This window comes from Acinetobacter calcoaceticus (genome assembly GCF_016508255.1).
In the GTDB taxonomy this organism is placed as follows: Bacteria; Pseudomonadota; Gammaproteobacteria; order Pseudomonadales; family Moraxellaceae; genus Acinetobacter; species Acinetobacter calcoaceticus_E.
In genome coordinates, this window is sequence record NZ_JADVKT010000006.1 from 69,250 (window position 1) to 95,283 (window position 26,034).

The window sequence follows — 26,034 nt, forward strand, 5'->3', positions numbered from 1 at the left end:
CCTATGTCACGTCTTGCCACCCGTTTTGAAAAGCTTAAGTCCCAACAACGTAAAGCGCTTGTATCTTATGTCATGGCGGGTGATCCACAGCCGCAAGTAACGGTTCCGTTACTGCATAAAATGGTTGCGGCAGGAGTAGATGTCATTGAGCTTGGTTTACCATTTTCAGATCCAATGGCTGATGGTCCGGTAATTGCGCTTGCAGCTGAACGTGCGCTTGCAGCAGGGACTAACACATTAGATGCTCTTAATATGGTCAAGGAGTTCCGTGAACAGGATCAGGATACACCTGTTGTTTTAATGGGTTATTTGAATCCGGTTGAAGTAATTGGTTACGAGAAGTTTGTTTCTCATGCGAAACAATGTGGTGTAGATGGCTTATTACTGGTGGATTTACCACCAGAAGAGTCAAAAGAGTTTGGTGCCGTGTTGAAGCAACATGACATGGATCAAATTTTCTTGCTCGCGCCAACTTCTACAGACCAACGCATTCAACATGTGGCAAATCAGGCAAGTGGATTTATCTACTATGTTTCACTCAAGGGTGTAACAGGAGCCGCAACATTAGATACGGCAGAAGCTGCTGCACGTATTCAAAAAATCAAAAATGCCACTGATATTCCAGTAGGTGTTGGTTTTGGTATTAGTGATGCTGCTTCAGCAAAAGCAATGGGTAGCGTTGCTGATGCTGTGATCGTAGGTAGTGCTTTCGTTAAAAATTTTGCAACGTTGGCAGCGGATGACGCTGTTGAACAGACGGTGAATAAAGTCAAGGAGCTTCGAGCAGCGCTCGATGAGTTAGTATGAATCAAGAAGTGAAATCAGGGAAAGTTCTTAGCCCTGCGACCCCATGGACAAAACGTCCGGTTCCAGGTATTGAAGTCGCAAATGAGCAACAAATTCTCAAAGCAACATTTACTGAGCCAACCATTGAATGCCCTGAATGTCATGCTCTAGTGACACGTACAGCAATCTCTTTCAATGCGTATGTTTGTCCGCAGTGTGATGAACACTTACGTATGAAAGCTCGTGATCGTTTAAACTGGTTCTTCGATAACGTTGTAGCTGAATTAGGGCAAGAGTTTAGCGCGAAAGATCCGTTAAAGTTTGTCGACACCAAGCCATATCCAGAACGTATGCGTGAAGCTCAAAGCAAAACTGGTGAAACAGAAGCTTTAATTGCCATGCAAGGTAATTTAAATGGCGTTGATATGATTGCTTGTGCTTTTGAGTTCGACTTTATGGGCGGCTCTATGGGTACTGTAGTAGGTGATCGTTTTGTGCAGGCTGCTGAACTTGCTATTGAAAAACGTCAGCCATTGATCTGTTTTGCAGCTTCTGGTGGCGCACGTATGCAAGAAGGTATGCTGTCTCTTATGCAAATGGCACGTACTTCAGCGGCGATCCAAAGATTAAAAGATGCAGGCTTACCTTATATCGTAGTGTTAACACATCCGGTGTATGGCGGTGTAACAGCTTCTTTAGCAATGTTGGGTGATATTCATATTGCTGAGCCTAAAGCGATGATTGGCTTTGCTGGTAAACGTGTAATTGAGCAGACTGTACGTGAAACTCTAGAAGAACCGTTCCAACGTGCTGAATATTTGCTTGATCATGGTGTAATCGATCAGATTGTTCATCGTCATGCTTTACGTGATACTGTATCTCGACTTGTATCGAAATTGATGAACTTACCTTGAACCCACAAGCTCCACTTTCAATAGACTCTTTAGATACATGGCTCAATTATTGGAGCCATGTTCACGTTACAGGGATAGATCTTGGTCTGGAACGTGTAATTCCTGTGGCAGAAAAGCTAGGTGTAACCCAGCCTGCTGCCAAAGTTTTTACAGTAGCCGGAACGAATGGCAAAGGCTCAACTACAACCACACTAGCTGCTATATTAAATGAGCAGGGTTATAAAGTTGGGTTATATCAGTCACCCCATATCTATCGCTTTAATGAGCGAGTCAAATTAGGTGGAGTCGAAGTCGATGATCAAAGTCTGATTGATGCTTTTGTTCAAGTTGATCAGGCTCGTCGCGATTGTGATTTAAGTTTATCTTTTTTTGAAGCAACCACTTTGGCTGCTTTTGTCATTTTTAAACAACAGCAATGTGATGTATGGGTGCTCGAAGTCGGTTTGGGCGGACGTTTAGACGTCGTTAATGTAATTGACCCCAATGTTGCGATTATTACTAATATTGGTCTAGATCATACCGATTGGTTAGGTGATACCATCGAGAAAATTGCTTTTGAAAAAGCAGGTATTATTCGCCCACAAATTCCGGTTATCTTTGCTGGTGAACAACTTTTACCTCAAGCAATTCAAGATAAAGTAGCAAGTACGCAAGCAATTTTATATACCGTTAATCGTGATTATTTTTATAAACTCGCCGATGATGCACAAAACTGGTACTTTGCTTCAGAAGGAATAACTTTAAAGCTTCCTTTAGGTCGCTTAGCCATTGAAAATATTGCAGGGGCGGTTGCTGCAATTTTAAATAGCGGACTTGAAATTTCTCAGCCTGCTTTAGAAAAAGGTATTCGAGCTGCACGCTTAGCAGGGCGTTTTGAAGAACGTCAAGTGGAAGGGAAAACGGTAATTTTTGATGCCGGACACAATCCACATGGTGTTGAATTTTTGTTAAAGCAATTGCGAAATTTCTTAGAATACAATAAACAGTACACAGAAGTTGTCGCAGTATTTTCAATGCTGGCAGATAAAGATATAAAATCAGTAGTCGATTTGTTGAAACCTACTGTTTTACATTGGAAAATTGCTGAGTTGAATGTGCCGCGTGCTGCACCGATTCAGCAATTGAATGATGCCCTACAAGGCCAGACAGTACAACAATTTGGTAATATCAAAGAGGCTTTTAAATCAGCGCTTGAGCAAACAAATAACAATCAGCTGATTTTGGTCTGTGGTTCGTTTCATACTTTAGAAGCGATTTGGGAGTATTTGGAAGAATGTCAATGAATAACAAACAACGCTGGATGGGTGGCGTTGTTTTATTAGGTGGTGGTGTTTTATTGGCAGCATTACTTCTAAAAGGAAATGAAGAAATAAAACATGTGGGTGCTCAACCCCAAACCTCAACATCACCGAAACTACAAGCCAAACCAAAGCAATCAGCTCAAGAAGGGCAAATGGTACAACTACAGCCTCTAGCGGTTGATGTTGCAACAGAAAAGCGGTTGCTAGAAGAACAGCGCCGTTCACGTGAAAAAGCTGTTGCAGAACAAGAAGCACGTGCAGCAGAGTTTTTAGCAATGCAACAGCAAGCTGAGGCTGATGCTGCTCGTAAAGCAGCAGCAGAGTACGCTGCGGTTAATGCACGTCGTACAGCAGCTCAAGAAAGTTCAGATAACATTCCGCCTGAAGTTGTCGGTAGCGATGGTAAGGTTAAAAATTTACAAGCTGATGTGAATAAAAAATCTGTAGATAGTAAAAAAGCAGAAGCTGATAAAAAAGCAGCTGAAGCAAAACGACAAGCAGAAGCTGATAAAAAGGCAGCTGAAGCAAAACACAAAAAAGAAGCTGATAAAAAGGCAGCTGAAGAAAAACGCCAAGCAGAAGCTGATAAAAAGGCAACTGAAGCAAAACATCAAGCAGAAGCTGATAAAAAGGCAGCTGAAGCAAAACATCAAGCTGAAGCTGACAAAAAGGCAGCTGAAGCAAAACACAAAAAAGAAGCTGATAAAAAGGCAACTGAAGCAAAACACAAAGCAGAAAACGAGAAAAAAGCCGAGGCTGAAAAAGCGCGTGAACTGCTGGAAAATGGTGATAAAAAATGGATGGTGCAAGTTGCATTGGCTGCTAACCAAGCAAATGCAGATTCAGTTGTTTCTAAATTACGAGCTAAAGGCTACAAGGTAACCACGAGCCAAACTAGCAAGGGAATCCGTATTATGGTTGGACCAGCGAAAGACCGTGATACAGCAGATGCAGCCCGTAAGAAAATTACGTCTGATTCAAGTTTAAATATGAAATCGGCTTGGGTCATTGACTGGGTACCATTAGATCAGCGTTAATCTGATCTAATGTTTACTCAAGATGTAGTTAAGATGGGTTTGACAGTTGCTGTTGAATCCATTTTACATTTTCAGGGGTAAATAAATGGTCAATATTTTTCCAGATAATATGATAACCATAACCTCCTTCTTTCATTTCTTTAACCGCATCATCAATTGCCCAATTCTCAAAAATAATTCGATACATGGCAATACTAGCCCCTGTACGGTCTGAACCATGATAGCAGTGTAGTAAAACACGTTGATTATTCTGCTTGGCAATCTTAATTTGTCGCATGACTTCTAATAAGTCTTGTCGGTCAATTGCCCATGTATTGATAGGAATATGCACAAGGTTGAAATTTTCATTTTTAAAAACCAAACTATCTGAATCCTTGGCTCTTAGATTAATAATCGTTCCAATTTGATGATGTTTTAATTCGGGAATCATTGTGATATCAGGTTGCTCACTACGAAAAACATCATCGCTTACTTGATAAAAATTCTGGGCTTGAGAAACTAAAATTCCCCAATCTTTAGGTCTCTTCGCTTGTGTAATACTTTCATGTTGCATACAACCTTGTAGGCTTAAACATAGAATAAGTGCGATGAGTGAAATTTTTTTCATGTTTGGTACCGTCGAAGGTCATAGGGATCATGGGCGCAAATGATTTCAATCGTTGGCTCATGTTGAGCTAAATGCTGTAAGCGTTTGAGGTTAATAAGACGTTTCTCATTATCTTCTGCAAATGTTTTTTCCAGCAAACTGAGTGATCTTAATTTATTTTTAGGGTTTAACTCCAGATGTGAATAGTATGCATCTCCACAAAATAATAACCATTGGTTTTGTTGTTTTATGGCAATGCCACAATGACCAGCCGAGTGACCCAATAAAGGCACCATTAAAATTTCATCTTGAAAAAGAGGAAAGCCTTTTACTTTTTCTAGATTAAACCACGCTTCACCTTGCTGATATTCAACAAAGTTCCAGTAGCGATGGTCTTTATATTGATTGGTTCTATAGCGAAGTTTGCCTTTGAAATTTGGAAGTTGGGCTGCGTTATATTCTGCTGCTAAAACATGCACAGTGGCATGAGGAAAATCTGAAATTCCACCTGCATGATCAAAATCAAGATGAGTGACAAAGATGTGCTGTACATCCTTAGGATTAAACCCGAGCTTTTGGATTTGTTGAATGGCACTAAACTCAAGATTAGGCTCGATTTTACCTAAACGGTTGACGAGTGAGCCTAAACGCTGCTTCATATGTAGGTAGTCTTGTAATCCAAAGCCTGTATCAATGAGTACAAGCCCACGATCAGTTTCAATCAGAAGACAATGACATACGACTTCAGCTCGTAAACCTTTTTGTCCAAAGAGTGGGGCACAAACTGGGCACATGCTGCCACACTTTAAATGATGAATTTTATAGATCATGATTTTATTTTTTATACCGAATCGTTTCGAGTTATAACTGATCTGAGTAGTAAAAACCATGGATATTCAATACATAAATAAAAAGCCATCGCGTTGGATGACTTTTCAGGATAAGGATATTTATTTCGCTTAGGATTTATTAAGGCTTGCTATGCACTGGGCTTATTTGAAATTTTCTGATGCTTGCCTACGCGCTTCGCTTGTCTTGCGCTTCGATTAAAGCCTTTTAAAAGGCTTTAATCTTGCTCAGGCTGTGGTGTGAGGCGTAAATAAGGTTTAACTGCTTTATAGCCTTTAGGGAAACGCTGTTTAATTTCTTCTTCATCTTTAAGCGATGGCACAATAACGACATCTTCACTTTGTTGCCAGTTCGCTGGGGTAGCTACTTTATGCTTGTCAGTTAATTGTAATGAATCAACAACACGTAAGACTTCATTAAAATTTCGGCCTGTTGAAGCAGGGTAGGTAATAATTAAGCGAACTTTTTTATTAGGATCAACAATCACTAGAGAACGAACTGTAAGCGTTTCACTGGCATTTGGATGGATGAAATCATATAGCTCAGATACTTTACGATCTTTATCTGCAATGATTGGAAAGTTTACAGTCGTATTTTGTGTTTCGTTAATATCGTTGATCCAGCCCTTATGAGACTCTACATCGTCTACTGACAAAGCAATCGCTTTAACATTACGCTTCGTAAATTCATCTTTTAATTTTGCTGTGTAGCCTAACTCTGTTGTACATACTGGAGTATAGTCGGCTGGATGTGAAAATAAGATTCCCCAACTATCTCCTAGAAAATCATAAAAATGAATAGTGCCTTCGCTCGATTCTTGTTGAAAATCGGGGGCAGTGTCTCCTAATCGTAGTGTCATGGTCGTTCCTTAATTGCTCATAATTTGTTATGTGTTCTAATGAATATGCAGCATTTTCTTTATGATTAAAATTATTGTTTTTGTATTTTATTATGAACTTTTTATATAAGTGTAAATATATATGACTAAAACTCACTATTTTATGTGCTTAATCAATGTAACTTTAAGGTAAATTTGCTAAATTAGATTTCTCGGAAGTTATGCTTAATAGATGAGCGTTAATGTTACATTTTTAAGTGCAAGATGCATTACGGGGGACTAGACGAATAATAAAACCATTCGTCTAACTATCAGATTTTTTTTAGGGGTTTTGTGCAAACCCCTTGTACTTCAAATTTCTGGCACCATAATAAACGACTGAGAAAAAGTTTATTCATTTGACCAAGCAAGATTTAGAGAGTTTATCCATGTTGGCAAGTCTGATCGGAGGTATCTTCGGTACAAAAAATGAGCGCGAACTCAAACGCATGCGCAAAATTGTTGAGCAAATCAATGCGCTCGAGCCGACGATATCAGCTTTAAGCGATGCAGACTTATCTGCAAAAACTCCAGAATTCAAACAACGTTATAATAACGGCGAAAGTTTAGATAAATTACTTCCAGAAGCGTTCGCAGTTTGTCGTGAAGCGGCCAAACGTGTAATGGGCATGCGTCACTATGACGTTCAGCTTATTGGTGGTATTACCTTACATGAAGGTAAGATTGCTGAAATGCGTACCGGTGAAGGTAAAACCCTTATGGGTACTCTGGCGTGTTATTTAAACGCTTTGAGTGGTCAAGGTGTGCATGTCATTACTGTGAACGATTATTTGGCACAGCGTGATGCTGAGTTAAACCGCCCATTATTTGAATTTTTGGGGCTATCTATTGGTACGATCTTTTCAATGCAAGGCCCGTCTGAAAAAGCGGAAGCTTATCTTGCTGATATTACGTATGGTACCAATAACGAATTCGGGTTTGACTACTTACGTGACAACATGGTGTTTTCTTTAGCAGAAAAGAAACAACGTGGTTTGCACTATGCCATTATCGATGAAGTTGACTCAATCTTGATTGATGAAGCACGTACACCATTAATTATTTCTGGTCAAAGTGAAGATTCTTCGCATCTGTATGCTGCAATTAATACGATTCCCCCTAAATTGCATCCTCAAAAAGAAGAAAAAGTAGCGGATGGCGGGCATTTTTGGATTGATGAAAAGCAGCGTTCAGTTGAAATGACCGAAATTGGTTATGAAACTGTTGAACAAGAACTTATTCAGATGGGCTTGTTGGCCGAAGGTGAAAGCCTATATTCAGCAACGAATCTCAGCCTTGTTCACCACGTTTCTGCCGCTATTCGTGCACACTTCTTATTTCAACGTGATGTTCACTATATTATTCACGATGGTGAAGTTGTGATTGTTGATGAACATACTGGCCGTACAATGCCGGGTCGTCGTTGGTCAGAAGGTCTACATCAAGCAGTTGAAGCGAAAGAAGGTTTGGAAATTCAACCTGAAAACCAAACTCTAGCAACCACAACATTCCAGAACTATTTCCGTCTATATAAAAAGCTTTCAGGTATGACAGGTACTGCTGATACTGAAGCTGCGGAAATGAAAGAAATTTATGGCCTTGATGTTGTGATTATTCCAACTCACCGCCCAATGGTACGTAATGACCAAAACGATTTAATTTATTTAAACCGTAACGGTAAATACAATGCGATTATTCAGGAAATTACGAATATTCGTCAGCAAGGTGTTGCACCGATTCTGATTGGTACAGCGACCATTGAAGCCAGTGAAATTTTATCTTCTAAGTTAATGCAAGCAGGTATTCATCACGAAGTGTTGAATGCAAAGCAACATGAGCGTGAAGCTGACATTATTGCTCAAGCGGGTAGCCCGAATGCAGTAACGATTGCAACCAACATGGCTGGTCGTGGTACTGATATTATTTTGGGTGGTAACTGGAAAGCGAAACTTGGCAAACTTGAAAACCCTACTGCTGAAGATGAAGCACGTCTGAAAGCACAATGGGAACAAGATCACGAAGATGTATTGCAATCAGGTGGTTTGCACATCATTGGTTCTGAACGCCATGAATCACGTCGTATTGATAACCAGTTACGTGGTCGTGCGGGCCGTCAGGGTGACCCTGGTGTTTCTCGTTTCTATTTGTCTCTTGAAGACGACCTTATGCGTATTTTCGCAGGTGACCGCGTAGTCGGAATGATGCGCGCGATGGGTCTACAAGAAAATGAAGCGATTGAACACAAAATGGTGAGTCGTTCAATCGAGAATGCACAGCGTAAAGTTGAAGCACGTAACTTTGACATTCGTAAAAACTTGTTGAAATACGATGATGTGAATAATGAACAACGTAAGATCATTTATTCACAACGTGATGAAGTGTTAGCTGAAAATACCTTAAAAGAATACGTTGAAGAAATGCATCATGAAGTGATGAAAGGCGTGATTGCTAACTTCATTCCACCAGAGTCAATTCACGACCAGTGGGATGTTGAAGGTTTAGAAAATGCCTTACGTATTGATTTGGGTATTGAGCTGCCAATTCAGGAATGGTTAGATCAAGATCGCCGTCTGGATGAAGAAGGTTTGGTTGAGCGAATCAGTGATGAAGTGATTGAGCGTTATCGTCAACGCCGTGCTCAAATGGGTGATGAGTCAGCAGCAATGCTTGAACGTCACTTCGTTTTAAACTCTCTTGACCGTCATTGGAAAGATCACTTAGCTGCAATGGATTATTTGCGTCAAGGTATTCACTTACGTGGCTACGCGCAAAAGAACCCTGAGCAGGAATACAAGAAAGAAGCTTTCAACCTGTTCGTAAATATGTTGGGCATTATTAAAACTGATGTTGTGACTGATTTGTCTCGTGTACATATCCCAACACCAGAAGAACTTGCAGAAATGGAAGCTCAACAGCAGCAGCAAGCTGAATCGATGAAACTTTCTTTTGAACATGACGATGTAGATGGTTTAACAGGAGAAGTCACTCTTTCTCAAGAAACTATAGAGTCTGCTGTCGATCAGCAAGCTTTCCCTGTTCCAGAAAGTCGCAATGCACCATGCCCATGTGGTTCAGGACTAAAATATAAACAATGTCATGGTAAGATCTAATCTGCCTTGATAAAAAAAGCAGAACAATTGTTCTGCTTTTTTTATGTTTGTAGTAAGCCTGTGAATAATGTTTGCAGTTTTAAGCATTAAATGCTATTTACTTCTCATCCAGAGTGTATGTTGGAAAGACAATGAAAAAAGTATTAAAACCTTTATTTTTAACTGTTCTTGCTGTGCCTAGTTTTGTCTTCGCAGCAGAAGCAGCTTCAGCCCCTCAAACGACAACGGTTGATAAAGTACTTGCAGCAAAAGGGCCAACTTCGGCTCAAGCGGTAGTGAAGCAAGAAAACACAACAGTGATTAGTCCGCGTACTGGCATTCGCTATACGTTGGGTAACACAGGTAATCGCCCAATTATTTTACAAACGACCGCTATTGCTCCGGCAAACTCGGCAAATATTAATCGTATTGTGGCAACTAACCCTGCTTTATCTGCGAAGAGTCAAGAAAAAGCGAAAGTTGCGTTAATTGGTGAAGCTGCTGTTGCTGGACCAGCTGCTGTTGCAGCAAGCAATGTAACAGCTCCAGCTGTAACAAGTAGCGTTGCTCCAGCAAATCCAGCAACAATAAATTAAGACATATATTTATAAAAAAACCAGTTCAATATGAGCTGGTTTTTATTTTTGTGTACTCTATTTTAACCATTTATAATGTAATCGAAATAGTAAATTTACTCTTAATAAGTCCACGTCAATAATTAAAAAAATTACTTAGTACAAACCAACCAGGTTGGAATTATAACTAATGAGAAGTTTTCTATATAATTTAATCCATGACTCTAGTAACTTTTCTCAAGCCTATTTATTATTACATGATTCATGTTAATACTATATAATTGAGTTATTACAAGAGGTTATTCATAATGAAATTTAAATTGAAATCTATTCTATATATTTTCCCCTTAGTTCTATTAACATCATTAAGTCATGCAGGGGTTTATCAAGATAAGTTAAATCAGTGTTTTGAAAGTTCTGTGACAGAACAAGAGCGAAAAGATTTAACGCAATGGATATTTTTTGCAATGGCCTCAAACTCTGAATTGTCAGGCTTTACTCGTATTTCTTCTGATGAGTTAATTCTTGCAGATAAAAAGATTGCTAAAATTTATGAAAGAATTTTGACACAAAATTGTAATATGGCTGTTAAAGATGTGGTTAAAAATGAAGGTACGAATGCTCTGGAAAAATCATTTGAATATTTAGGTCAGCTTGCCATGCGCGGTATGCTTGTTGACAAGAATGTAAATCAACGAATTGGAAAATTTGCCCAGTATTTAGATGAGAGTAAATTTAAGAAAGCATTTGAATAATTTAATTTGAAGATTATTTAAAACATCTATTTTTATAATTAGCTAGATAATCTAATTGCGAAAATAAAAAACCAGTTTTAATTAGAACTGGTTTTTTATTTTAAAATAGACATGATTTGGATATTTAAATCTGATTATTCACATCATCATTTTTTGTTTCACGAATGAATAAGAAAGCGATGAGTGATAGAAGTGATGCCGCAGTAAGATAATAACCAACTGCATATAAACCATAAGTTTCAGCAAGCTTAGTTGCAATAAGTGGTGCAAATGACGCACCAAAAATACCTGCTAAGTTAAACGTTAATGCTGAACCTGTATAACGAACTGAAGTTGGAAAAAGTTCAGAAAGAACGGTACCAATCGGACCATAGGTCAACCCCATAATCGCCAAACCTGTACATAAGAAAAGGAAGACGATTAAGGTATTTCCAGACTCTAGCATGCTAGAGAAGAATAAGCCGAAAATTGCAGCGGCAACACAGACGCCAATAGAAGTTGTTTTACGACCAAATTTTTCTGCAAAAATAGCCGATAAAGGAATAAATGCAGCAAAACAAAGTGTGGCAAAGAGTTGAAGTTCTAAGAACTCACCACGTGCATAGCCAAGCTTAGTGGTTCCCCAGTTTAAAGCAAATACGGTGGTCAGATAGAACACGACAAAAGTACAGATTGCTGCAATCGTGCCAAGAATAAGTTTACCTGTATGTTTGGTTAAGACTTCTTTAAATGGAATATTTACTTCTTTTTGCTTATCTAAAACTTTTTGGAATGCTGGAGTCTCATGCAGCTTTAAACGGATATATAAGCCCACAATCACTAATACAGCACTTGCAATGAAGGGAATACGCCAGCCCCATTGCATGAAGGCCTGCTCAGGAATAATTGCACCCAATAGTAAGAATGAACCAGTAGCCAAAATAAAGCCAATTGGAGCACCAAGCTGTGGAAACATGCCGTACCATGCTCTTTTACCTTCTGGGGCATTTTCAGTCGCGAGTAATACTGCACCACTCCATTCACCGCCCAACCCCAAACCTTGTCCTAAACGGCATACAGCCAATAGTAAAGGCGCGAAAATCCCGATTTGTGCATAGGTAGGAAGTAAACCAATACATACGGTTGAAACACCCATGGTGAGTAAAGCTGCAACCAGTGTAGCTTTACGGCCAATACGGTCTCCTAAATGACCGAACAGGGCTGCACCGATAGGGCGAGCAATAAAGGCAATTGCGAAGGTTGCTAAAGATTGTAGGACTGCGGCACTGCCACTACTAGCAGGGAAAAACAGGTGAGGAAAAATAAGAACGGCAGCAGTTGCATAGATATAAAAGTCGAAGAACTCAATGGTTGTGCCGACTAAGCTTGCAAACAAAACCCGTGTTTTTGAATTAGTGGCTACTGCCGGAGCAGCAGTCGCAGAGGTTGAATCCATGTAAGTCCTTATATTAGTAAAATTTATTTTTAGTTTGCTATTCTTTTTTAGAGCATGTTTTTCTAAAAGAATAGCGTGAAAGAATATCATCCATGACTCTTTCAGGATCACTGAATATGAGTGAAAAATGGACTAAACGATGTACCAATAGATAGCAAGAAAATGTGCTCCTGCTCCTAAAAGCACAAAAATGTGCCAGATCGCATGGGTATATCTTACCTTTTTTAACGCGTAAAACAATGCTCCGACAGTATAAGCAAGTCCGCCAATGATCAAGAAAATCAATGCGTCTTTGCTTAAATAGGTACGCATATCATCCATGACAAACACTGCAAGCCATCCCATCACAATATAGGCAAGCAAAGAAATCTTTTGAAAACGATGAATGAAAACTAACTTGAAAAGTGTACCAATTGCGGCGATGGCCCATAGTGCAACTAGCAGATAATGAGCTTTTGTAGTAGGAATTGCGATGCTTAAGAATGGAGTGTAAGTTCCAGCAATTAAATAATAGATCGCAGTATGGTCGAGTTTTTTATACCAGTAACGTAGGTTTTGTGTTTGAGCAAAATGATAGAGTGTAGAACTGGTAAAAACCAAAATAAGGCTAAAAGAGTAAACCCATAGACCAATCCACTGACCAGTGGATAAATAAGACCCTTTTATAATTAAAAGGATAGAGGCAATGACTGCCATGATAACACCAGCACCATGACTATAGGCATTAAATAGTTCTTCTTTAGGGTCGTAAGTTTCCAACACCGATTTACTCATGAGTTTAATTTTTCAATTAAAAATACGAATGTATAGAAATACAAATCAGTCGTAAAGTTATTTTATTTTTAACGTCAGACCCTTTAAACTTTCATTTCATATGAGTCATCATTTTTTAGGTATATTCGTGTCGGTTTTTTCCTTTGAGCAAGAACAACAATTCTTTCATGAAACTCAGCAAATGCTTGAGCAACAAACTTTTGAGCGTTTGATCTTAAGTCAATATAAGGGAGAGTTGGCGCAGCTGGAAAAAATCACTTTCCGCGTAGTCGAGTTACATGGTCAGAAACAGCTTTCAGCGCTTTATCATTATGCGACACAGGATGTAACTAAAAACTATTCATTTGAAGAGGGGCTACAACAAATTGCAGCGCTTTTAGTTCAATGTAAGCAAGCTAACTTATTTTCAGTAAACCAAGAAATTCAGCTTAAAAAAAATAAGAAAAAAGCCATGTTAAATATGGGTAAAAAACAAACTATAAACTCTATTCAAACTGTACAAGCTCATGATCGTGAAAAGCAACGCTATGTGCAGCAGGCTAATGCATTTTTGAAAGAACTTGGTATTACCGATGAAAAAGGCCAAGTTATTCCAAGCATGGCCCGTAAATGGAAGCAGATTAATAAATTTATTGAAATTTTTGCCAGCGCCTACGAACAGATTGATGCATCTCAACAAGAGTTACGCATTGTCGATTTTGGTTCGGGTAAAGGTTATTTAACTTTTGCTTTATATGACTATTTACAAGAACAGCAGAAAACCCCATTGATTACTGGTGTTGAACTTCGCAGTAATCTGGTGGAATTTTGCCAAAAGGTCGCACATAAAGTTGATTTTAAGCATTTAGACTTTTTTGAAGGTGATGTGCGTAGTTACCAACCAGAAAAACTTGATGTCATGATTGCCTTGCATGCTTGTGATGTTGCGACTGACTTCGCGATTCACACTGGAATTCGTTTAAATGCTTCTATGATCATGTGCGCGCCATGCTGTCATAAAGAATTACGTCCACAATTACATAGTCCAGACGTTTTACAGCCAATGCTACAGTTTGGTATTCATGCTGGGCAACAAGCTGAAATGTTGACTGATACATTACGTGCATTACTTTTAAAAGCATATGGCTATGAAACCAAAGTTTTTGAATTTGTATCGCTTGAACATACCAGTAAAAATAAAATGATTTTAGCAACCAAGCGCAAAAATGTTTCTGAACCTGATGCCAAGATCATGGCTCAGATTCAAGCCTTGAAAGAAATGTACGGTATTCAAAAACAAACGCTAGAATTGTTGTTACAAGATCAGTTGCCTATCGAAAATATTGGGTGTAAATGTTAAGCAGGTGAATTGATGTATAAAATTAGAGCGGGTGGTTGGGAGCAGCTTGAGAAAGATGCGAAATACATCCGCGAGCAAGTTTTTATTCAAGAGCAAGGGATTGCGCCTGAAGATGAATGGGATGATTTGGATGCTACAGTTTTACACTTTATTGTGTATGACAACGAACAATCCATTGCGACAGCGCTTCTGTTGCCGCAGCATAGTGTAGGGCGTGTTGCTGTTTTAGTGCCTTATGGAAAGCAAGGTGTAGGTAAAATTTTAATGCAGCACATTATTGATTATGCGCGTCATCAGAAACTGCCTTATTTGAAACTTTCAGCACAAACTTATGTGATCGCTTTTTATGAAGCTTTGGGTTTTCATGTACAGGGTGAAGTTTACGAAGACTGTGGTATTCCACATATTGATATGATTTTAGAGTTAAATTGAGACTTCTTTTTAGAAATCTCAATTTAGATTTATTTCATTGCATTCCAGCTTTCAATTGCTTGTAGACCTGTTTCTAAACCGACTTCATAACTGTAACGAAGCTTTTTAGGATTAGTACTTAAACGGCCAGCCATATTTTTAAGCGGCGGTGGGCAAACTTCTAAAATTTGCTGATCTGGGTTAGAACCACGTACGAAATCTACCGAAGCGTTATAACGAGCACAGCGACTACGCAGACTATTTGCAAAACCATAATGATGTTTAAAAGCATATTTCGCGAGAAATTGATCACCTCTACTACTCGCCTTAAAGTAGTTTTGGGGACGGGTTCGTAACACTAATAGCTTTTTTACACCGCTTTGTTGGGCAGTCCAGCGCACAGGTAAAGCATCTGCAACACCACCGTCAAAATAAGGCTCGCCCATAATATCGACAGGGTGGCGCGTTAATACTGGAATTGAGCTAGAAGCACGCAGTGCATTTAGTAAATTATCTTTACCAGCACGGAGATATTCCGCATGACCTGTTTTGGCATGCGTCAACACCATATAAAAATCAGGGTTTTTAGCAAAAAGACTTTGTTGGTCAAGAGGATGTTCTTGCTCACCAATTTCCCACATCCATTTTAAATCAAGTAAATCACCGCCTTTAAAAAAGCGTTTGTAATCGATGAATTCCGGACGCAGGGAGTGATCGACATAAAACGTTAAAGTACGGCCTTGTTGACCAGCTAAGTAGTTTGCAACGTTGGTTGAGCCAGATGATACGCCAACATATAAATCGAAGGGGTTGAACTGTTGCTGTAAAAAAGCGTCAAGTACGCCACTGGTAAAGGCACCACGCATGCCTCCACCCTCTACAACAAGTGCATTACGGGAAAAATCTGTCATTTGAAAAATATCTGATTACTGAGTTGATTGCTTGTGTTCTTGCATATCCATTCCAGGCATGTCGTCACTATGTTGAGCGTGTTGCTCTGTAGAGTGTTCAGCCTTTTGCTGCATTTGCTCTTGTTGAGCTTTGCGCTGTGCTCCTGGCATATAGTCAGGTTCATTACTCATCGCTAAATAGAAAAAGCCAAGGAAAATCGCACTTAAAACACCAACGATCAGAACAAATTTCCAGCCTAAACTTGCTGACTCGGAAGAATTTTTATCGGACATAAGAATTTCTCGAATGTGCTGTGGAAGCACAAAAATGAAGTCTATTTATAGCATATTTAGGTAGTAGGCTGAAATCTTAAAGGTCATAAAGAAAAGCCCATATAAATAAAATATATTTATATGGGCAAGGTTCATGCAGTTTTTAAATATTCAATAGCTCTAAATTATTGAATATTTTGTTTCTGCTCGGCTTTGGTTTTTAGCAAAGTTGGAGGTGTAAAGCGTTCACCATATTTGGCAGCTAACTCTTCAGCGCGTTTTTGTGCTTTATCAATACCATATTGATTTAGGAATTGAATTGCTCCACCCGTCCAAGGTGCATAACCAATCCCAAAGATAGAACCGACATTGGCATCAATCACAGATTCCAATACGCCTTCTTCATAACAACGTAAGGTATCTAAAGCCTGTACAAACAAAATGCGATCGATCATATCTTGTTCAGAAATATCATGATCTTTTTGCCAACGGTTCAAGCCTTCCCAAAGATGCTTTTTGCCATTTTCAGGATAGTCATAAAAACCTGCTCCAGCAGCTTTACCTTTACGATTTAACTCATGAATCATGGTGTGAACAACTTCATCTACAGAAGTTTTAGGTAAATCTTTACCTTCGGCTTGTAGCGCTTTACGCGCCTCACCAGCAACATGTTCAGTTAATGTTAAAGACACTTCATCTTGAATCGCGAGTGGTCCAACTGGCATACCAGCTTTCAGTGCTGCCATTTCAATACGTGCTGGGTGAACACCTTCAGCAAGCAAGCGCATACCTTCTTGAATGAAAGTACCAAACACACGACTGGTAAAGAAGCCACGGCTATCATTCACCACAATTGGTGTTTTTCCAATTTGTTGTACGAAGTCGTAGGCTTTAGCAAGTGTATCGCTTGAGGTGTTTTTACCTTTAATAATCTCAACTAACTGCATTTTGTCGACAGGGCTAAAGAAGTGTAGGCCGATAAACGCTTTCTCATTCTTACTTGCCTGAGCTAAACCCGTAATGGGTAAGGTTGAGGTATTTGATGCCATTACACCATTAGGCGCTAAATATTGTTCAGCTTCTTGAGTGACTTTTGCTTTAAGTTCTTGGTTTTCAAATACGGCTTCAATAATCAGATCACAGCCTTGTAGGTCTTGTGCTGAGGCAGTTGCTGTAATCAGTGATAAAACCTGATCACGTTTTTCTGCGGTCATGCGGCCTTGTGAAACACGTTTATCAAGAAGCTTCTGTGAGTACGCTTTGCCTTTTTCAGCATTTTCAATAGATACGTCTTTGAGTACAACAGCAATGCCTTTAATTGCTGTTGAATAGGCAATACCAGCACCCATCATGCCTGCACCTAACACACCAACTTTAGTCGCTTGCCATTTTGCAATATCAGCAGGACGGCTAGCACCAGACTTAATTGCATTTAGAGCATGCCAGAAAGTGCCGATCATATTTTTGGAAATTTGGCCTGTTGTAAGCTGGGTAAAGTAGCGAGATTCAATACGCAGTGCAGTGTCTACATCAACTTGTGCGCCTTCAACTGCGGCTGCCATAATTGCTTCAGGGGCAGGGTAACAACCTTTGGTCTTGTCTCTTAACATGGCTGGTGCAATTGCAAGAACTTGTGCAACTGCTGGAGTTTTTGGGTCGCCACCCGGAATTTTATAACCCTTCACATCAAAAGGTTGTTGAGATTTAGGATTAGCCTTTATCCAAGCAATTGCTTTATCTAAAAGCTCATGTTCATTTTCTGCAGTATCATGAATTAAACCTAAAGACTTTGCTTTATCAACACCGAACTGTTTGCCTTCCATTAAAAATGGAAAGGCGTTTTGAAGTCCAAGTAGACGTACCATGCGGACAATACCACCGCCCCCAGGTAACAAACCTAAAGTTACTTCAGGTAAGCCAAATTTGCTTTTTGGGTCATTAATCGCAATACGGTGATGGCAACTTAGAGCGATTTCCCAGCCACCACCAAGTGCGGTGCCATTCAATGCTGCAACAACTGGAATCCCTAACGTTTCAATTGTACGTAAATGGCCTTTTAGTTTTTCAACCATATTGAAAAACTCAGTCGCATGTTCAGGCTGAACTTGAATTAGTTCATCTAAATCACCGCCTGCAAAGAAAGTTTTTTTAGCTGAGCGGAAAATAACGCCTGAAAGTTCTGTTTCTGCTTTAAGTTTCTGAGTCGCTTCATCGAGCGAGTCACGAAATTCTGCATTCATGGTATTTGCAGATTGGCCAGTTGAATCAAGTGTCAAAATGACAATATTGTCGGCATTTTTTTCGTATTGGATTGCACTCATTTTTAATATCCCTAATCTTTATACGCGTTCAATAATGGTGGCAATACCCATCCCACCACCAACACAGAGCGTCGCTAAACCGCGCTTTTTATCTTGTCGTTCAAGCTCATCAAGTAATGTACCTAAAATCATGGCACCCGTTGCTCCTAAAGGGTGACCTAAAGCAATCGCGCCACCATTTACATTAACCTTTTCGGGTGGAACATTGAGTTCATTAATAAAACGCATAACAACTGCTGCGAATGCTTCATTCACTTCAAATAGATCAATATCATCAATCGTTAGACCAGCTTTTTCTAAAGCTTTACGTGCGGCAGGAGCAGGGCCAGTCAGCATGATGGTTGGGTCAGTACCGACTAATGCAGTTGCCAAAACTTTAGCGCGTGGTTTTAAATTTTGTTCTTTTACCGCTTTTTCAGAGGCCAATAAAACTACAGCTGCTCCATCGACAATGCCTGATGAGTTACCTGCGTGATGAACATGATTGATTTTTTGTGCTTCAGGATATTTTTGTAAAGCTACTGCATCAAAACCCATTTGCCCCATCATTTCAAAACTTGGGTTGAGCTTCGTTAGACCTTCGAGTGTCGTATTGCCTTTAATAAATTCATCTTTTTCTAAAATCACCACACCTGCGTGATCTTTTACGGGTACGACTGAATGATTAAAATAACCATTTGATTGAGCCGTTGCCGCTTTTTGTTGTGACTTCACGGCAAAATTATCAACATCGGCGCGACTATAGCCATCTAGGGTTGCAATAAGGTCAGCCCCGATGCCTTGCGGAACAAATGATGACTTAAGGTTTGTTTCAGGGTCTAATGCCCATGGTCCGCCATCAGAACCCATTGGAATACGAGACATTGATTCAACGCCACCGGCAACAACTAAATCTTCCCAGCCGGAGCGGACTTTCATTGCTGCCATGTTGACTGCTTCTAAACCAGATGCACAAAAACGATTGATTTGCACCCCAGCAACATCATCATTCCAACCTGCTGCAATAGCTGCTGTTTTTGCAATGTCGCCACCTTGTTCACCAATAGGCGTTACACAGCCCAGAACAATATCATCGACTTTAGACGTATCGAGTTGATGGCGTTGCTGTAATTCATTTAATAAGGTGGTGAGTAAGGTAATTGGTTTTACTTCGTAAAGTGAGCCATCTTTTTTTCCTTTTCCGCGTGGGGTGCGAATGGCATCAATAATATAAGCCTCGCTCATAGCAGTTCCTTTTTTATTACTTAAACTTTGTTGTGCTTTGAGTGTACTGGTTTTAAAAGGCAACGCAATGACGATAAGCGCACCAGTCAGGTGATGATTTTTGCCAATAGAAATACAAAAAAGCCCAAGTTGAACTTGGGCTAAATGTGAAACTAAAGAGATTTAAAAATTAGTGGTAACCATGTAGCTGGCGATATAGGCCAGGGGTTACACCCGTCCATTTTTTAAATGCGCGGTGGAACGTACTCGTTTCACTAAAACCAACTTGTTGAGCAACGTCTTCAAGTGTTAATTCAGGGTTGAGTAATAAGTGAATTGCAGCATCTCGGCGTAAAGCATCTTTCACGCCTTGATAGCTTTTCCCTTCAGCAGCCAAGCGGCGACGTAAGGTTTGAGGAGATAAATACAACATTGATGCAACGTCATTAAGCGTTGGCATTTCTTCACCAATCTGGCTTTTGAGTACTTCACGAATACGAGAAGTTAGCGAGTTGGTATTTTTGAATTTTACTAAAAGCTGAGCAGGGGCTGCTTTTAAGAATTCTTCTAGCGTTTTTTCATCTTGGCGAATTGGCAAATCAAGATAATCAGCCGCAAAGGTAATTTCTGTACGCGGTGCATCAAACTGCATGACAGGTGCAAAAAATAATGCATCATATTCATCTGCATGTGCAGGACGTGGGTAGCTAAAATGAACGCGCTCTAATGGCAAACGACGTTCAATTAACCATGATGCCAGACCGTGCCAAATCATTAGCATACTTTCAGTAATGAAATGATCTGGATCTAAAGTTTTTGGAATGAGTGGGACTAGACGGGCTTCATGCTTGTCACGCTCTAGGCTTACTGACCATTCATCACCAAATAATTTGTAGAATTGAGATGAGAGTTCAAGGGCCTGGCCCAATGTTTTTGCATGAATAATCAACTGACACATAATGGCAAAAGTGCCCAGACGACGTGGTTGTACGTCAAATCCAACGTGTTCATCCTGTGTGACCATCCACAACATTTTTATAAAACGAGTGTATTGTTCTGGTGAGATTCGAGCTTTAGGTTGACGTAATAATTCCGCTTCAATGCCCACATGTGAAAGGAGCATTTCAACATCCATGCCAAGGCGCTTTACGCCTGTCAAAGCCGCATTCACGAAGTGGATGCTAATCGTATCGCGACTCATATTGAATCCTTCAGTCTCTTTGATGTTCACTTTAAATTGACCTAAATGACCGTCTAAAAAAATAAATTGGCGATTTACAACAGAGTAAAAGCACTTTTTACATGTTAAATTGCCGAAATGATCAAGGTAAATGGCTGAACATGACATTGTTTTAGAATATTTGCTTAACTAATATAAAAGAAAATATGAATAATAGTGGTTAAAAAAACGATGACGACAGCATTAAATGGACTTAAAGTTCTCGATTTCTCAACGCTCCTACCTGGACCTTTTGCAACCATGTACTTGGCTGATATGGGGGCAGAAGTTATTCATATTGAATCACCATCACGTCCTGATCTCGTCCGTATCATGCCACCTTATGCAAATGGGCAAGCAACCGCACATAGTTATCTAAACCGTAACAAGCAATCGATTGTTTTAGACTTAAAAGATGCTGCGAGTATTGACCTGATTAAAGCAAAGATTTCCGAATTCGATATTGTTATTGAGCAATTTCGACCTGATGTTATGCGCCGTCTAGGATTGGACTACTCAACACTGGCAGAAATTAATCCTCGGTTAATCTATTGTTCGATTACAGGTTATGGGCAAACAGGAAATTATAAAGACAGAGCAGGGCATGATATTAACTATTTAGCTTTAGCTGGTATTGCTGGGTATAGCGGTCGACAAGAAAGCGGTCCACCGCCACTCGGTATTCAAATTGCAGATATTGCAGGTGGTTCACTTCATGCAGTGATTGCTATTCTAGCCGCGGTAGTTGAACGTGGGCGTAGTGGTATGGGGCAATATATTGATATTTCCATGACAGATTGTGTTGCTAGCTTAAATAGTATGGCTGGTTCTGCTGCATTGGCGGCACAAGTAGAGCAGGCACCTGAACAGGGAATGCTCAATGGCGGTATTTTTTATGACTACTATATGACCCAAGATAATCGTTATCTTTCTATTGGCAGTCTTGAACCCCAGTTTATGTCTGGTTTATCTGCCGCTCTTGATTTGCCTGTGTTATTGCAAAAAGGTGCGTCATTAGATATTCAAGATCGACAGGAAGTTAAGCAAGCCATTCAAGAAAAAATCAAAACCAAAACGTTTAAAGAATGGCATGAAATTTTTGCAAATCTTGATGTATGTGTTGAACCTGTTCTAAGTTTAAGTGAAGCCCTAAACTCGCCCCTAGCACAACAACGTGGATGGATTGTGGATGTACCTTTGCAAAATGCTGCAGCTGATACAGAGCCTCAACTTGCTTGTCCTATTAAGTTTTCCAGATCACAAATGAGATATTCCTTTATAGGTCAAAAACTTGGTGAGGGAGAGTGGTAAAAGGCCTAAGGTTATTCCTTATACAATGTGTATTAAGATTATTATTAAATTAATCAATTGATTAACATTTTGAATAATTTCTTTACATAAAATTAGCGTACCCTTTATAAACAAAGACATAAAAGGTATGTAAACATGAAAACACATAAATCCTTGATGGCTTCCTGTTTATCCGTTTTATCAATTACTCTTTTCATACAGCACGCACAAGCTGCTGCTGCATTCGACCCAAATAGTCCGTGGATGTTGGGTGATTGGAACGGTCAACGCACCGCGTTAAAAGCACAAGGTTATGATTTTTCTTTTGGATATACCGGTGAATATGCCGGTATTTTAGATTCAAAAAATACATCTACGCATGGTAGTGCTTATACGGGGCAACTTGCATTAGGAACTCATTTTGACCTAAGTAAAATTTTAGGTTGGCAAGATACAGAAGCTCAAATCACATTAACTTATCGTGATGGGCAATCCCTTTCTGAACACTCACCAGCACTCGCTGGACACTTGAGTTCTGTACAGGAAGTGTGGGGGCGTGAGCAAACTTGGCGTTTAACTGATTTGTGGATTAAGAAAAAATTCATGGATCAGAAGTTAGACGTTAAAGTTGGTCGTTTTGGTGAAGGTGAAGACTTTAATAGTTTTGACTGCGATTTCCAGAACTTGGCGCTTTGTGGTTCACAAGTCGGAAACTGGGTAGGCGATCAGTGGTATAACTGGCCAGTCAGCCAATGGGCAATGCGCGTTAAATATAACTTGCAACCCGATTTATATACGCAAGTAGGTGTATATGAATATAACCCAGAAAATCTGGACCGAGGCAAAGGCTTTAACCTAAGTACAGATGGTTCTCACGGTGCAATTATTCCAGCAGAAGTAGTTTGGTCACCGAAACTCGGTACACAAAGTATGGCTGGTGAATACCGTTTAGGTTATTACTACAGCACTGCTGATGCTAAAGAAATTGCAGATGAAACCAAAACATCTCATAAGCAAGGCGTTTGGGTAACTGCAAAACAAAAATTATTCCAACCGGCTGATCAAACAGATCGCGGTTTGACAGGTTTTGTGAACCTGACTTTCCATGACTCTGATACTAACAAAGTCGATAACACACAAAATGTAGGCTTGGTTTATAAAGGTTTGCTCAATCAACGTCCGCAAGATGAATTGGCGTTGGGTGTATCTCGTATTCATCTTAATGATGATTGGAGTGATATCCAAAATAAAGAATATGACACTGAATACAATACCGAACTTTACTACGGTATTCATGCCACTAACTGGCTAACCATTCGTCCAAATGTGCAATATGTTCGTCATGTTGGCGCATTAAAAAATGGTGATAACACTTGGGTAGGCGGTATTAAATTCTCAACCGCATTCTAAGCGTAATTATTCCGAAAAACGGATTGTCGAGGGCTAAATCATTGATTGAATTATCCTGACCTTCCGTTTTTTCTTGATGCCTGAATTTTGTTTTAGATGTATTGATGATGCCATTTTTCGATAAAATTTTTGGCACATCTTTCCGATAAAAATGATGATTGATAAGAGGTGGTTTATGAATCAACCTACTTCAAGATCAGGTCTAACGACTTTTACCGTAATTATAATCGGGTTATTAGCGTTATTCCTGTTAATTGGAGGTATTTGGCTCGCTACATTAGGCGGTTCAATTTACTATATTATTGCTGGTGTATTACTCCTTATTGTTACTTGGCAACTCTATAAGCGCGCATCCACGGCCCTATGGGTATATGCCGCTTTAATGCTAGGTACCATTATCTGGGGAGTCTGGGAAGTTGGAACTGACTTTTGGGCACTTGCACCTCGTTTAGATATTTTAGGTATTCTTGGTTTATGGTTATTGGTTCCAGCTGTGACTCGTGGAATCAGCAACCTTGGATCAAGTAAAGTTGCCTTATCTTCAACTTTAGCAATTGCAATCGTGTTGATGGTTTATTCTATCTTCAACGATCCGCAAGAAATTAATGGTGAAATCAAGACACCTCAACCAGAAACAGCTCAAGCTGTACCTGGTGTGGCAGAGAGCGACTGGCCAGCTTATGGTCGTACTCAAGCGGGTGAACGTTATTCTCCATTGAAACAGATTAATGATCAGAACGTAAAAGACCTAAAAGTGGCTTGGACATTACGTACTGGTGATCTCAAAACAGATAATGATTCTGGCGAAACAACCAATCAGGTTACACCGATTAAAATCGGTAATAACATGTTTATCTGTACGGCTCACCAGCAATTAATTTCAATTGATCCAGCTACAGGTAAAGAAAAATGGCGTTTTGATCCGAAGTTGAAAACGGATAAATCGTTCCAGCATTTAACTTGTCGTGGTGTGATGTACTACGATGCAAACAATACAACTGAGTTTGCAACGAGTCTTCAAAGCAAGAAATCTAGCTCTACACAATGTCCTCGTAAGGTCTTTGTACCAGTCAATGACGGACGTTTAGTCGCTGTGAATGCTGATACAGGTAAAGCATGTACTGACTTTGGTGAAAATGGTGAAGTGAATTTACAAAAATTCATGCCATATGCTTATCCAGGTGGTTATAACCCAACATCTCCTGGTGTTGTGACAGGTTCAACTGTCGTCATTGCTGGTTCTGTAACAGATAACTATTCAAGTAAAGAGCCATCTGGTGTAATTCGTGGATACGATGTTAACACTGGTAAACTTCTTTGGGCATTCGATACGGGTGCAGCAGATCCAAATGCAATGCCAGGCGAAGGTACAACATTTGTTCATAACTCGCCAAATGCTTGGGCACCTTTAGCATACGATGCCAAACTTGATATCGTTTATGTTCCAACAGGTGTAGGTACTCCAGATATCTGGGGGGGGGACCGTACTGAGTTGAAAGAGCGTTATGCGAACTCGATGTTAGCGATTAATGCTTCTACTGGTAAATTGATATGGAACTTCCAGACAACCCATCACGATTTGTGGGATATGGACGTACCGTCTCAACCATCTTTGGCAGATATTAAAGACAAAGCAGGTAAAACTGTTCCAGCAATCTATGTATTGACTAAGACAGGTAATGCTTTTGTTCTTGATCGTCGTAATGGTCAGCCAATTGTTCCTGTAACTGAAAAACCAGTTCCACAAACAGTTAAGCGTGGCCCACAAACCAAAGGCGAGCATTATTCAAAAACTCAGCCATTCTCTGATTTGAACTTGGCACCACAAGATAAATTGACTGATAAAGATATGTGGGGTGCCACAATGCTTGATCAGCTCATGTGTCGTGTATCTTTCAAGCGTCTAAATTACGATGGTATTTATACGCCACCATCAGAAAACGGTACTCTAGTTTTCCCTGGTAACTTAGGTGTGTTTGAATGGGGCGGTATGTCGGTTAACCCTGACCGTCAGGTTGCTGTCATGAACCCGATTGGTCTGCCATTTGTAAGCCGTCTAATTCCTGAAGATCCGAACCGCGCAGAAACTGCAAAAGGTGCTGGAACTGAGCAGGGTATTCAGCCAATGTATGGCGTGCCTTATGGCGTAGAAATCAGCGCATTCTTATCTCCACTTGGTTTACCTTGTAAACAACCAGCTTGGGGTTATGTTGCTGGCGTAGATTTAAAAACACATGAAGTAGTATGGAAAAAACGTATTGGTACTATCCGTGATAGCTTGCCAAAACTCTTCCAATTACCAGCTGTGAAAATTGGTGTACCTGGTTTAGGTGGTTCAATCTCTACCGCAGGTAATGTCATGTTTGTTGGTGCAACTCAAGATAATTACATCCGTGCGTTTAACGTCACAAATGGTAAGAAACTTTGGGAAGCGCGTTTACCAGCAGGTGGACAAGCAACACCAATGACTTATGAAATCAATGGTAAGCAATATGTTGTGATTATGGCCGGTGGTCATGGTTCATTTGGTACAAAAATGGGCGACTATTTAGTGGCTTATGCTTTGCCAGATAACAAATAAACGTTTGCTATAAAGAAAGCCCAGATTTATCTGGGCTTTTTTATGTCGATCTATATAAGCTTATCAATAAAACCGTTATTAAATATGCAAAAAAAGCATTTTATTGATGAATAAAAGCT

Annotated in this window: 22 protein-coding genes; 12 read left to right on the forward strand and 10 right to left on the reverse strand. The window is 39.8% G+C overall.

Features of this window, described 5'->3' with window-relative positions:
* Positions 1 to 3 precede the first annotated feature (3 nt).
* From trpA to I5515_RS12670, 4 genes are read left to right on the forward strand one after another with little or no spacing between them, the layout of a single operon-like run.
* Entirely contained in the window at positions 4 to 807 is an 804-nt protein-coding gene (gene trpA, locus I5515_RS12655; protein WP_199967449.1) for a tryptophan synthase subunit alpha, read from the forward strand.
* Positions 804 to 1,700: an acetyl-CoA carboxylase, carboxyltransferase subunit beta gene (gene accD / locus I5515_RS12660; RefSeq protein WP_199967451.1), complete on the forward strand. Its 897-nt coding sequence runs from the start codon at positions 804 to 806 to the stop codon at positions 1,698 to 1,700. Before trpA ends, accD begins: the two co-directional genes overlap by 4 nt.
* A complete protein-coding gene (folC, locus tag I5515_RS12665) occupies positions 1,697 to 2,983 on the forward strand; it encodes a bifunctional tetrahydrofolate synthase/dihydrofolate synthase (RefSeq protein ID WP_199967453.1) in 1,287 nt (428 codons plus the stop codon). Before accD ends, folC begins: the two co-directional genes overlap by 4 nt.
* The gene (locus tag I5515_RS12670) at positions 2,974 to 4,038 is read left to right on the forward strand and encodes an SPOR domain-containing protein (RefSeq protein WP_199967455.1); all 1,065 of its coding nucleotides are present in this window, start codon (positions 2,974 to 2,976) and stop codon (positions 4,036 to 4,038) included. The genes folC and I5515_RS12670 overlap by 10 nt, the downstream gene beginning before the upstream one ends.
* Positions 4,039 to 4,066: 28 nt before the next feature.
* On the opposite strand, the gene I5515_RS12675 is transcribed toward I5515_RS12670, so the two are convergent.
* The 3 genes from I5515_RS12675 to I5515_RS12685 form a co-directional block, all read right to left on the reverse strand.
* Positions 4,067 to 4,645 (reverse strand): dual specificity protein phosphatase family protein, encoded by a 579-nt coding sequence (locus tag I5515_RS12675; RefSeq protein ID WP_199967458.1) that lies wholly within the window; start codon positions 4,643 to 4,645, stop codon positions 4,067 to 4,069.
* Positions 4,642 to 5,454 (reverse strand): MBL fold metallo-hydrolase, encoded by an 813-nt coding sequence (locus I5515_RS12680; protein ID WP_199967721.1) that lies wholly within the window; start codon positions 5,452 to 5,454, stop codon positions 4,642 to 4,644. Before I5515_RS12680 ends, I5515_RS12675 begins: the two co-directional genes overlap by 4 nt.
* Before the next feature lie 236 nt (positions 5,455 to 5,690).
* On the reverse strand, positions 5,691 to 6,332 hold the full coding sequence (locus tag I5515_RS12685; RefSeq protein WP_199967460.1) for a peroxiredoxin: 642 nt from the start codon (positions 6,330 to 6,332) through the stop codon (positions 5,691 to 5,693).
* 407 nt (positions 6,333 to 6,739) lie between these two features.
* Between I5515_RS12685 and secA the strand changes: the two genes are divergently transcribed.
* From secA to I5515_RS12700, 3 genes are all read left to right on the forward strand, one after another.
* Entirely contained in the window at positions 6,740 to 9,460 is a 2,721-nt protein-coding gene (gene secA, locus I5515_RS12690; protein ID WP_199967467.1) for a preprotein translocase subunit SecA, read from the forward strand.
* A gap of 131 nt (positions 9,461 to 9,591) precedes the next feature.
* Positions 9,592 to 10,035 carry a hypothetical protein gene (locus I5515_RS12695; RefSeq protein WP_199967469.1) on the forward strand — a complete coding sequence of 148 codons (444 nt, stop codon included), beginning with the start codon at positions 9,592 to 9,594 and terminating at the stop codon, positions 10,033 to 10,035.
* A gap of 287 nt (positions 10,036 to 10,322) precedes the next feature.
* Positions 10,323 to 10,769 carry a hypothetical protein gene (locus I5515_RS12700; RefSeq protein ID WP_227562712.1) on the forward strand — a complete coding sequence of 149 codons (447 nt, stop codon included), beginning with the start codon at positions 10,323 to 10,325 and terminating at the stop codon, positions 10,767 to 10,769.
* Positions 10,770 to 10,893: 124 nt separating this feature from the next.
* Here the strand turns inward: I5515_RS12700 and I5515_RS12705 are convergent, their stop codons facing one another.
* Positions 10,894 to 12,204 carry an MFS transporter gene (locus tag I5515_RS12705; protein ID WP_199967472.1) on the reverse strand — a complete coding sequence of 437 codons (1,311 nt, stop codon included), beginning with the start codon at positions 12,202 to 12,204 and terminating at the stop codon, positions 10,894 to 10,896.
* A gap of 132 nt (positions 12,205 to 12,336) precedes the next feature.
* Positions 12,337 to 12,978, reverse strand: a complete 642-nt coding sequence (trhA, locus tag I5515_RS12710) for a PAQR family membrane homeostasis protein TrhA (protein ID WP_199967480.1) — start codon at positions 12,976 to 12,978, stop codon at positions 12,337 to 12,339.
* Positions 12,979 to 13,105: 127 nt separating this feature from the next.
* Between trhA and I5515_RS12715 the strand changes: the two genes are divergently transcribed.
* Both I5515_RS12715 and I5515_RS12720 read left to right on the forward strand, forming a co-directional pair.
* Positions 13,106 to 14,317, forward strand: coding sequence for a class I SAM-dependent methyltransferase (locus tag I5515_RS12715; protein WP_199967482.1), 1,212 nt, complete (start codon positions 13,106 to 13,108; stop codon positions 14,315 to 14,317).
* 12 nt (positions 14,318 to 14,329) lie between these two features.
* Positions 14,330 to 14,749 (forward strand): GNAT family N-acetyltransferase, encoded by a 420-nt coding sequence (locus I5515_RS12720; RefSeq protein WP_199967483.1) that lies wholly within the window; start codon positions 14,330 to 14,332, stop codon positions 14,747 to 14,749.
* Positions 14,750 to 14,778: 29 nt separating this feature from the next.
* Here the strand turns inward: I5515_RS12720 and I5515_RS12725 are convergent, their stop codons facing one another.
* The 5 genes from I5515_RS12725 to I5515_RS12745 all read right to left on the reverse strand — a co-directional run bounded on the left by I5515_RS12725 (position 14,779) and on the right by I5515_RS12745 (position 20,616).
* The gene (locus I5515_RS12725) at positions 14,779 to 15,639 is read right to left on the reverse strand and encodes a patatin family protein (protein WP_199967485.1); all 861 of its coding nucleotides are present in this window, start codon (positions 15,637 to 15,639) and stop codon (positions 14,779 to 14,781) included.
* Between the two features lie 15 nt (positions 15,640 to 15,654).
* The gene (locus tag I5515_RS12730) at positions 15,655 to 15,912 is read right to left on the reverse strand and encodes a hypothetical protein (protein WP_199967488.1); all 258 of its coding nucleotides are present in this window, start codon (positions 15,910 to 15,912) and stop codon (positions 15,655 to 15,657) included.
* 164 nt (positions 15,913 to 16,076) lie between these two features.
* Positions 16,077 to 18,212 (reverse strand): 3-hydroxyacyl-CoA dehydrogenase NAD-binding domain-containing protein, encoded by a 2,136-nt coding sequence (locus tag I5515_RS12735; RefSeq protein ID WP_199967490.1) that lies wholly within the window; start codon positions 18,210 to 18,212, stop codon positions 16,077 to 16,079.
* An 18-nt stretch (positions 18,213 to 18,230) separates the two neighbouring features.
* Positions 18,231 to 19,436, reverse strand: a complete 1,206-nt coding sequence (locus I5515_RS12740) for an acetyl-CoA C-acetyltransferase (RefSeq protein WP_199967492.1) — start codon at positions 19,434 to 19,436, stop codon at positions 18,231 to 18,233.
* Between the two features lie 169 nt (positions 19,437 to 19,605).
* Positions 19,606 to 20,616 (reverse strand): AraC family transcriptional regulator, encoded by a 1,011-nt coding sequence (locus tag I5515_RS12745; protein ID WP_004789200.1) that lies wholly within the window; start codon positions 20,614 to 20,616, stop codon positions 19,606 to 19,608.
* Between the two features lie 210 nt (positions 20,617 to 20,826).
* On the opposite strand from I5515_RS12745, the gene I5515_RS12750 reads away from it, so the two are divergent.
* The 3 genes from I5515_RS12750 to I5515_RS12760 all read left to right on the forward strand — a co-directional run bounded on the left by I5515_RS12750 (position 20,827) and on the right by I5515_RS12760 (position 25,915).
* On the forward strand, positions 20,827 to 21,945 hold the full coding sequence (locus tag I5515_RS12750) for a CaiB/BaiF CoA transferase family protein (RefSeq protein ID WP_199967494.1): 1,119 nt from the start codon (positions 20,827 to 20,829) through the stop codon (positions 21,943 to 21,945).
* Positions 21,946 to 22,101: 156 nt separating this feature from the next.
* A complete protein-coding gene (locus tag I5515_RS12755; RefSeq protein ID WP_199967732.1) occupies positions 22,102 to 23,334 on the forward strand; it encodes a carbohydrate porin in 1,233 nt (410 codons plus the stop codon).
* Between the two features lie 175 nt (positions 23,335 to 23,509).
* Complete coding sequence (locus I5515_RS12760) at positions 23,510 to 25,915, forward strand: glucose/quinate/shikimate family membrane-bound PQQ-dependent dehydrogenase (protein WP_199967496.1); 2,406 nt, start codon at positions 23,510 to 23,512, stop codon at positions 25,913 to 25,915.
* Positions 25,916 to 26,034: the final 119 nt, after the last annotated feature.

What these genes read in the sequence shown, in the direction of transcription:
- trpA (WP_199967449.1), top strand. Translation starts at nt 4, where the DNA reads ATGTCACGTCTTGCCACCCGTTTTGAAAAGCTTAAGTCCCAACAACGT.
- I5515_RS12685 (WP_199967460.1), bottom strand. Translation starts at nt 6,332, where the DNA reads ATGACACTACGATTAGGAGACACTGCCCCCGATTTTCAACAAGAATCG.
- accD (WP_199967451.1), top strand. Translation starts at nt 804, where the DNA reads ATGAATCAAGAAGTGAAATCAGGGAAAGTTCTTAGCCCTGCGACCCCA.
- I5515_RS12745 (WP_004789200.1), bottom strand. Translation starts at nt 20,616, where the DNA reads ATGAGTCGCGATACGATTAGCATCCACTTCGTGAATGCGGCTTTGACA.
- I5515_RS12705 (WP_199967472.1), bottom strand. Translation starts at nt 12,204, where the DNA reads ATGGATTCAACCTCTGCGACTGCTGCTCCGGCAGTAGCCACTAATTCA.
- I5515_RS12670 (WP_199967455.1), top strand. Translation starts at nt 2,974, where the DNA reads ATGTCAATGAATAACAAACAACGCTGGATGGGTGGCGTTGTTTTATTA.
- I5515_RS12720 (WP_199967483.1), top strand. Translation starts at nt 14,330, where the DNA reads ATGTATAAAATTAGAGCGGGTGGTTGGGAGCAGCTTGAGAAAGATGCG.
- I5515_RS12725 (WP_199967485.1), bottom strand. Translation starts at nt 15,639, where the DNA reads ATGACAGATTTTTCCCGTAATGCACTTGTTGTAGAGGGTGGAGGCATG.
- I5515_RS12760 (WP_199967496.1), top strand. Translation starts at nt 23,510, where the DNA reads ATGAATCAACCTACTTCAAGATCAGGTCTAACGACTTTTACCGTAATT.
- I5515_RS12695 (WP_199967469.1), top strand. Translation starts at nt 9,592, where the DNA reads ATGAAAAAAGTATTAAAACCTTTATTTTTAACTGTTCTTGCTGTGCCT.
- trhA (WP_199967480.1), bottom strand. Translation starts at nt 12,978, where the DNA reads ATGAGTAAATCGGTGTTGGAAACTTACGACCCTAAAGAAGAACTATTT.
- I5515_RS12730 (WP_199967488.1), bottom strand. Translation starts at nt 15,912, where the DNA reads ATGTCCGATAAAAATTCTTCCGAGTCAGCAAGTTTAGGCTGGAAATTT.
- I5515_RS12680 (WP_199967721.1), bottom strand. Translation starts at nt 5,454, where the DNA reads ATGATCTATAAAATTCATCATTTAAAGTGTGGCAGCATGTGCCCAGTT.
- secA (WP_199967467.1), top strand. Translation starts at nt 6,740, where the DNA reads ATGTTGGCAAGTCTGATCGGAGGTATCTTCGGTACAAAAAATGAGCGC.
- I5515_RS12750 (WP_199967494.1), top strand. Translation starts at nt 20,827, where the DNA reads ATGACGACAGCATTAAATGGACTTAAAGTTCTCGATTTCTCAACGCTC.
- I5515_RS12755 (WP_199967732.1), top strand. Translation starts at nt 22,102, where the DNA reads ATGGCTTCCTGTTTATCCGTTTTATCAATTACTCTTTTCATACAGCAC.
- I5515_RS12700 (WP_227562712.1), top strand. Translation starts at nt 10,323, where the DNA reads ATGAAATTTAAATTGAAATCTATTCTATATATTTTCCCCTTAGTTCTA.
- I5515_RS12740 (WP_199967492.1), bottom strand. Translation starts at nt 19,436, where the DNA reads ATGAGCGAGGCTTATATTATTGATGCCATTCGCACCCCACGCGGAAAA.
- I5515_RS12675 (WP_199967458.1), bottom strand. Translation starts at nt 4,645, where the DNA reads ATGAAAAAAATTTCACTCATCGCACTTATTCTATGTTTAAGCCTACAA.
- I5515_RS12735 (WP_199967490.1), bottom strand. Translation starts at nt 18,212, where the DNA reads ATGAGTGCAATCCAATACGAAAAAAATGCCGACAATATTGTCATTTTG.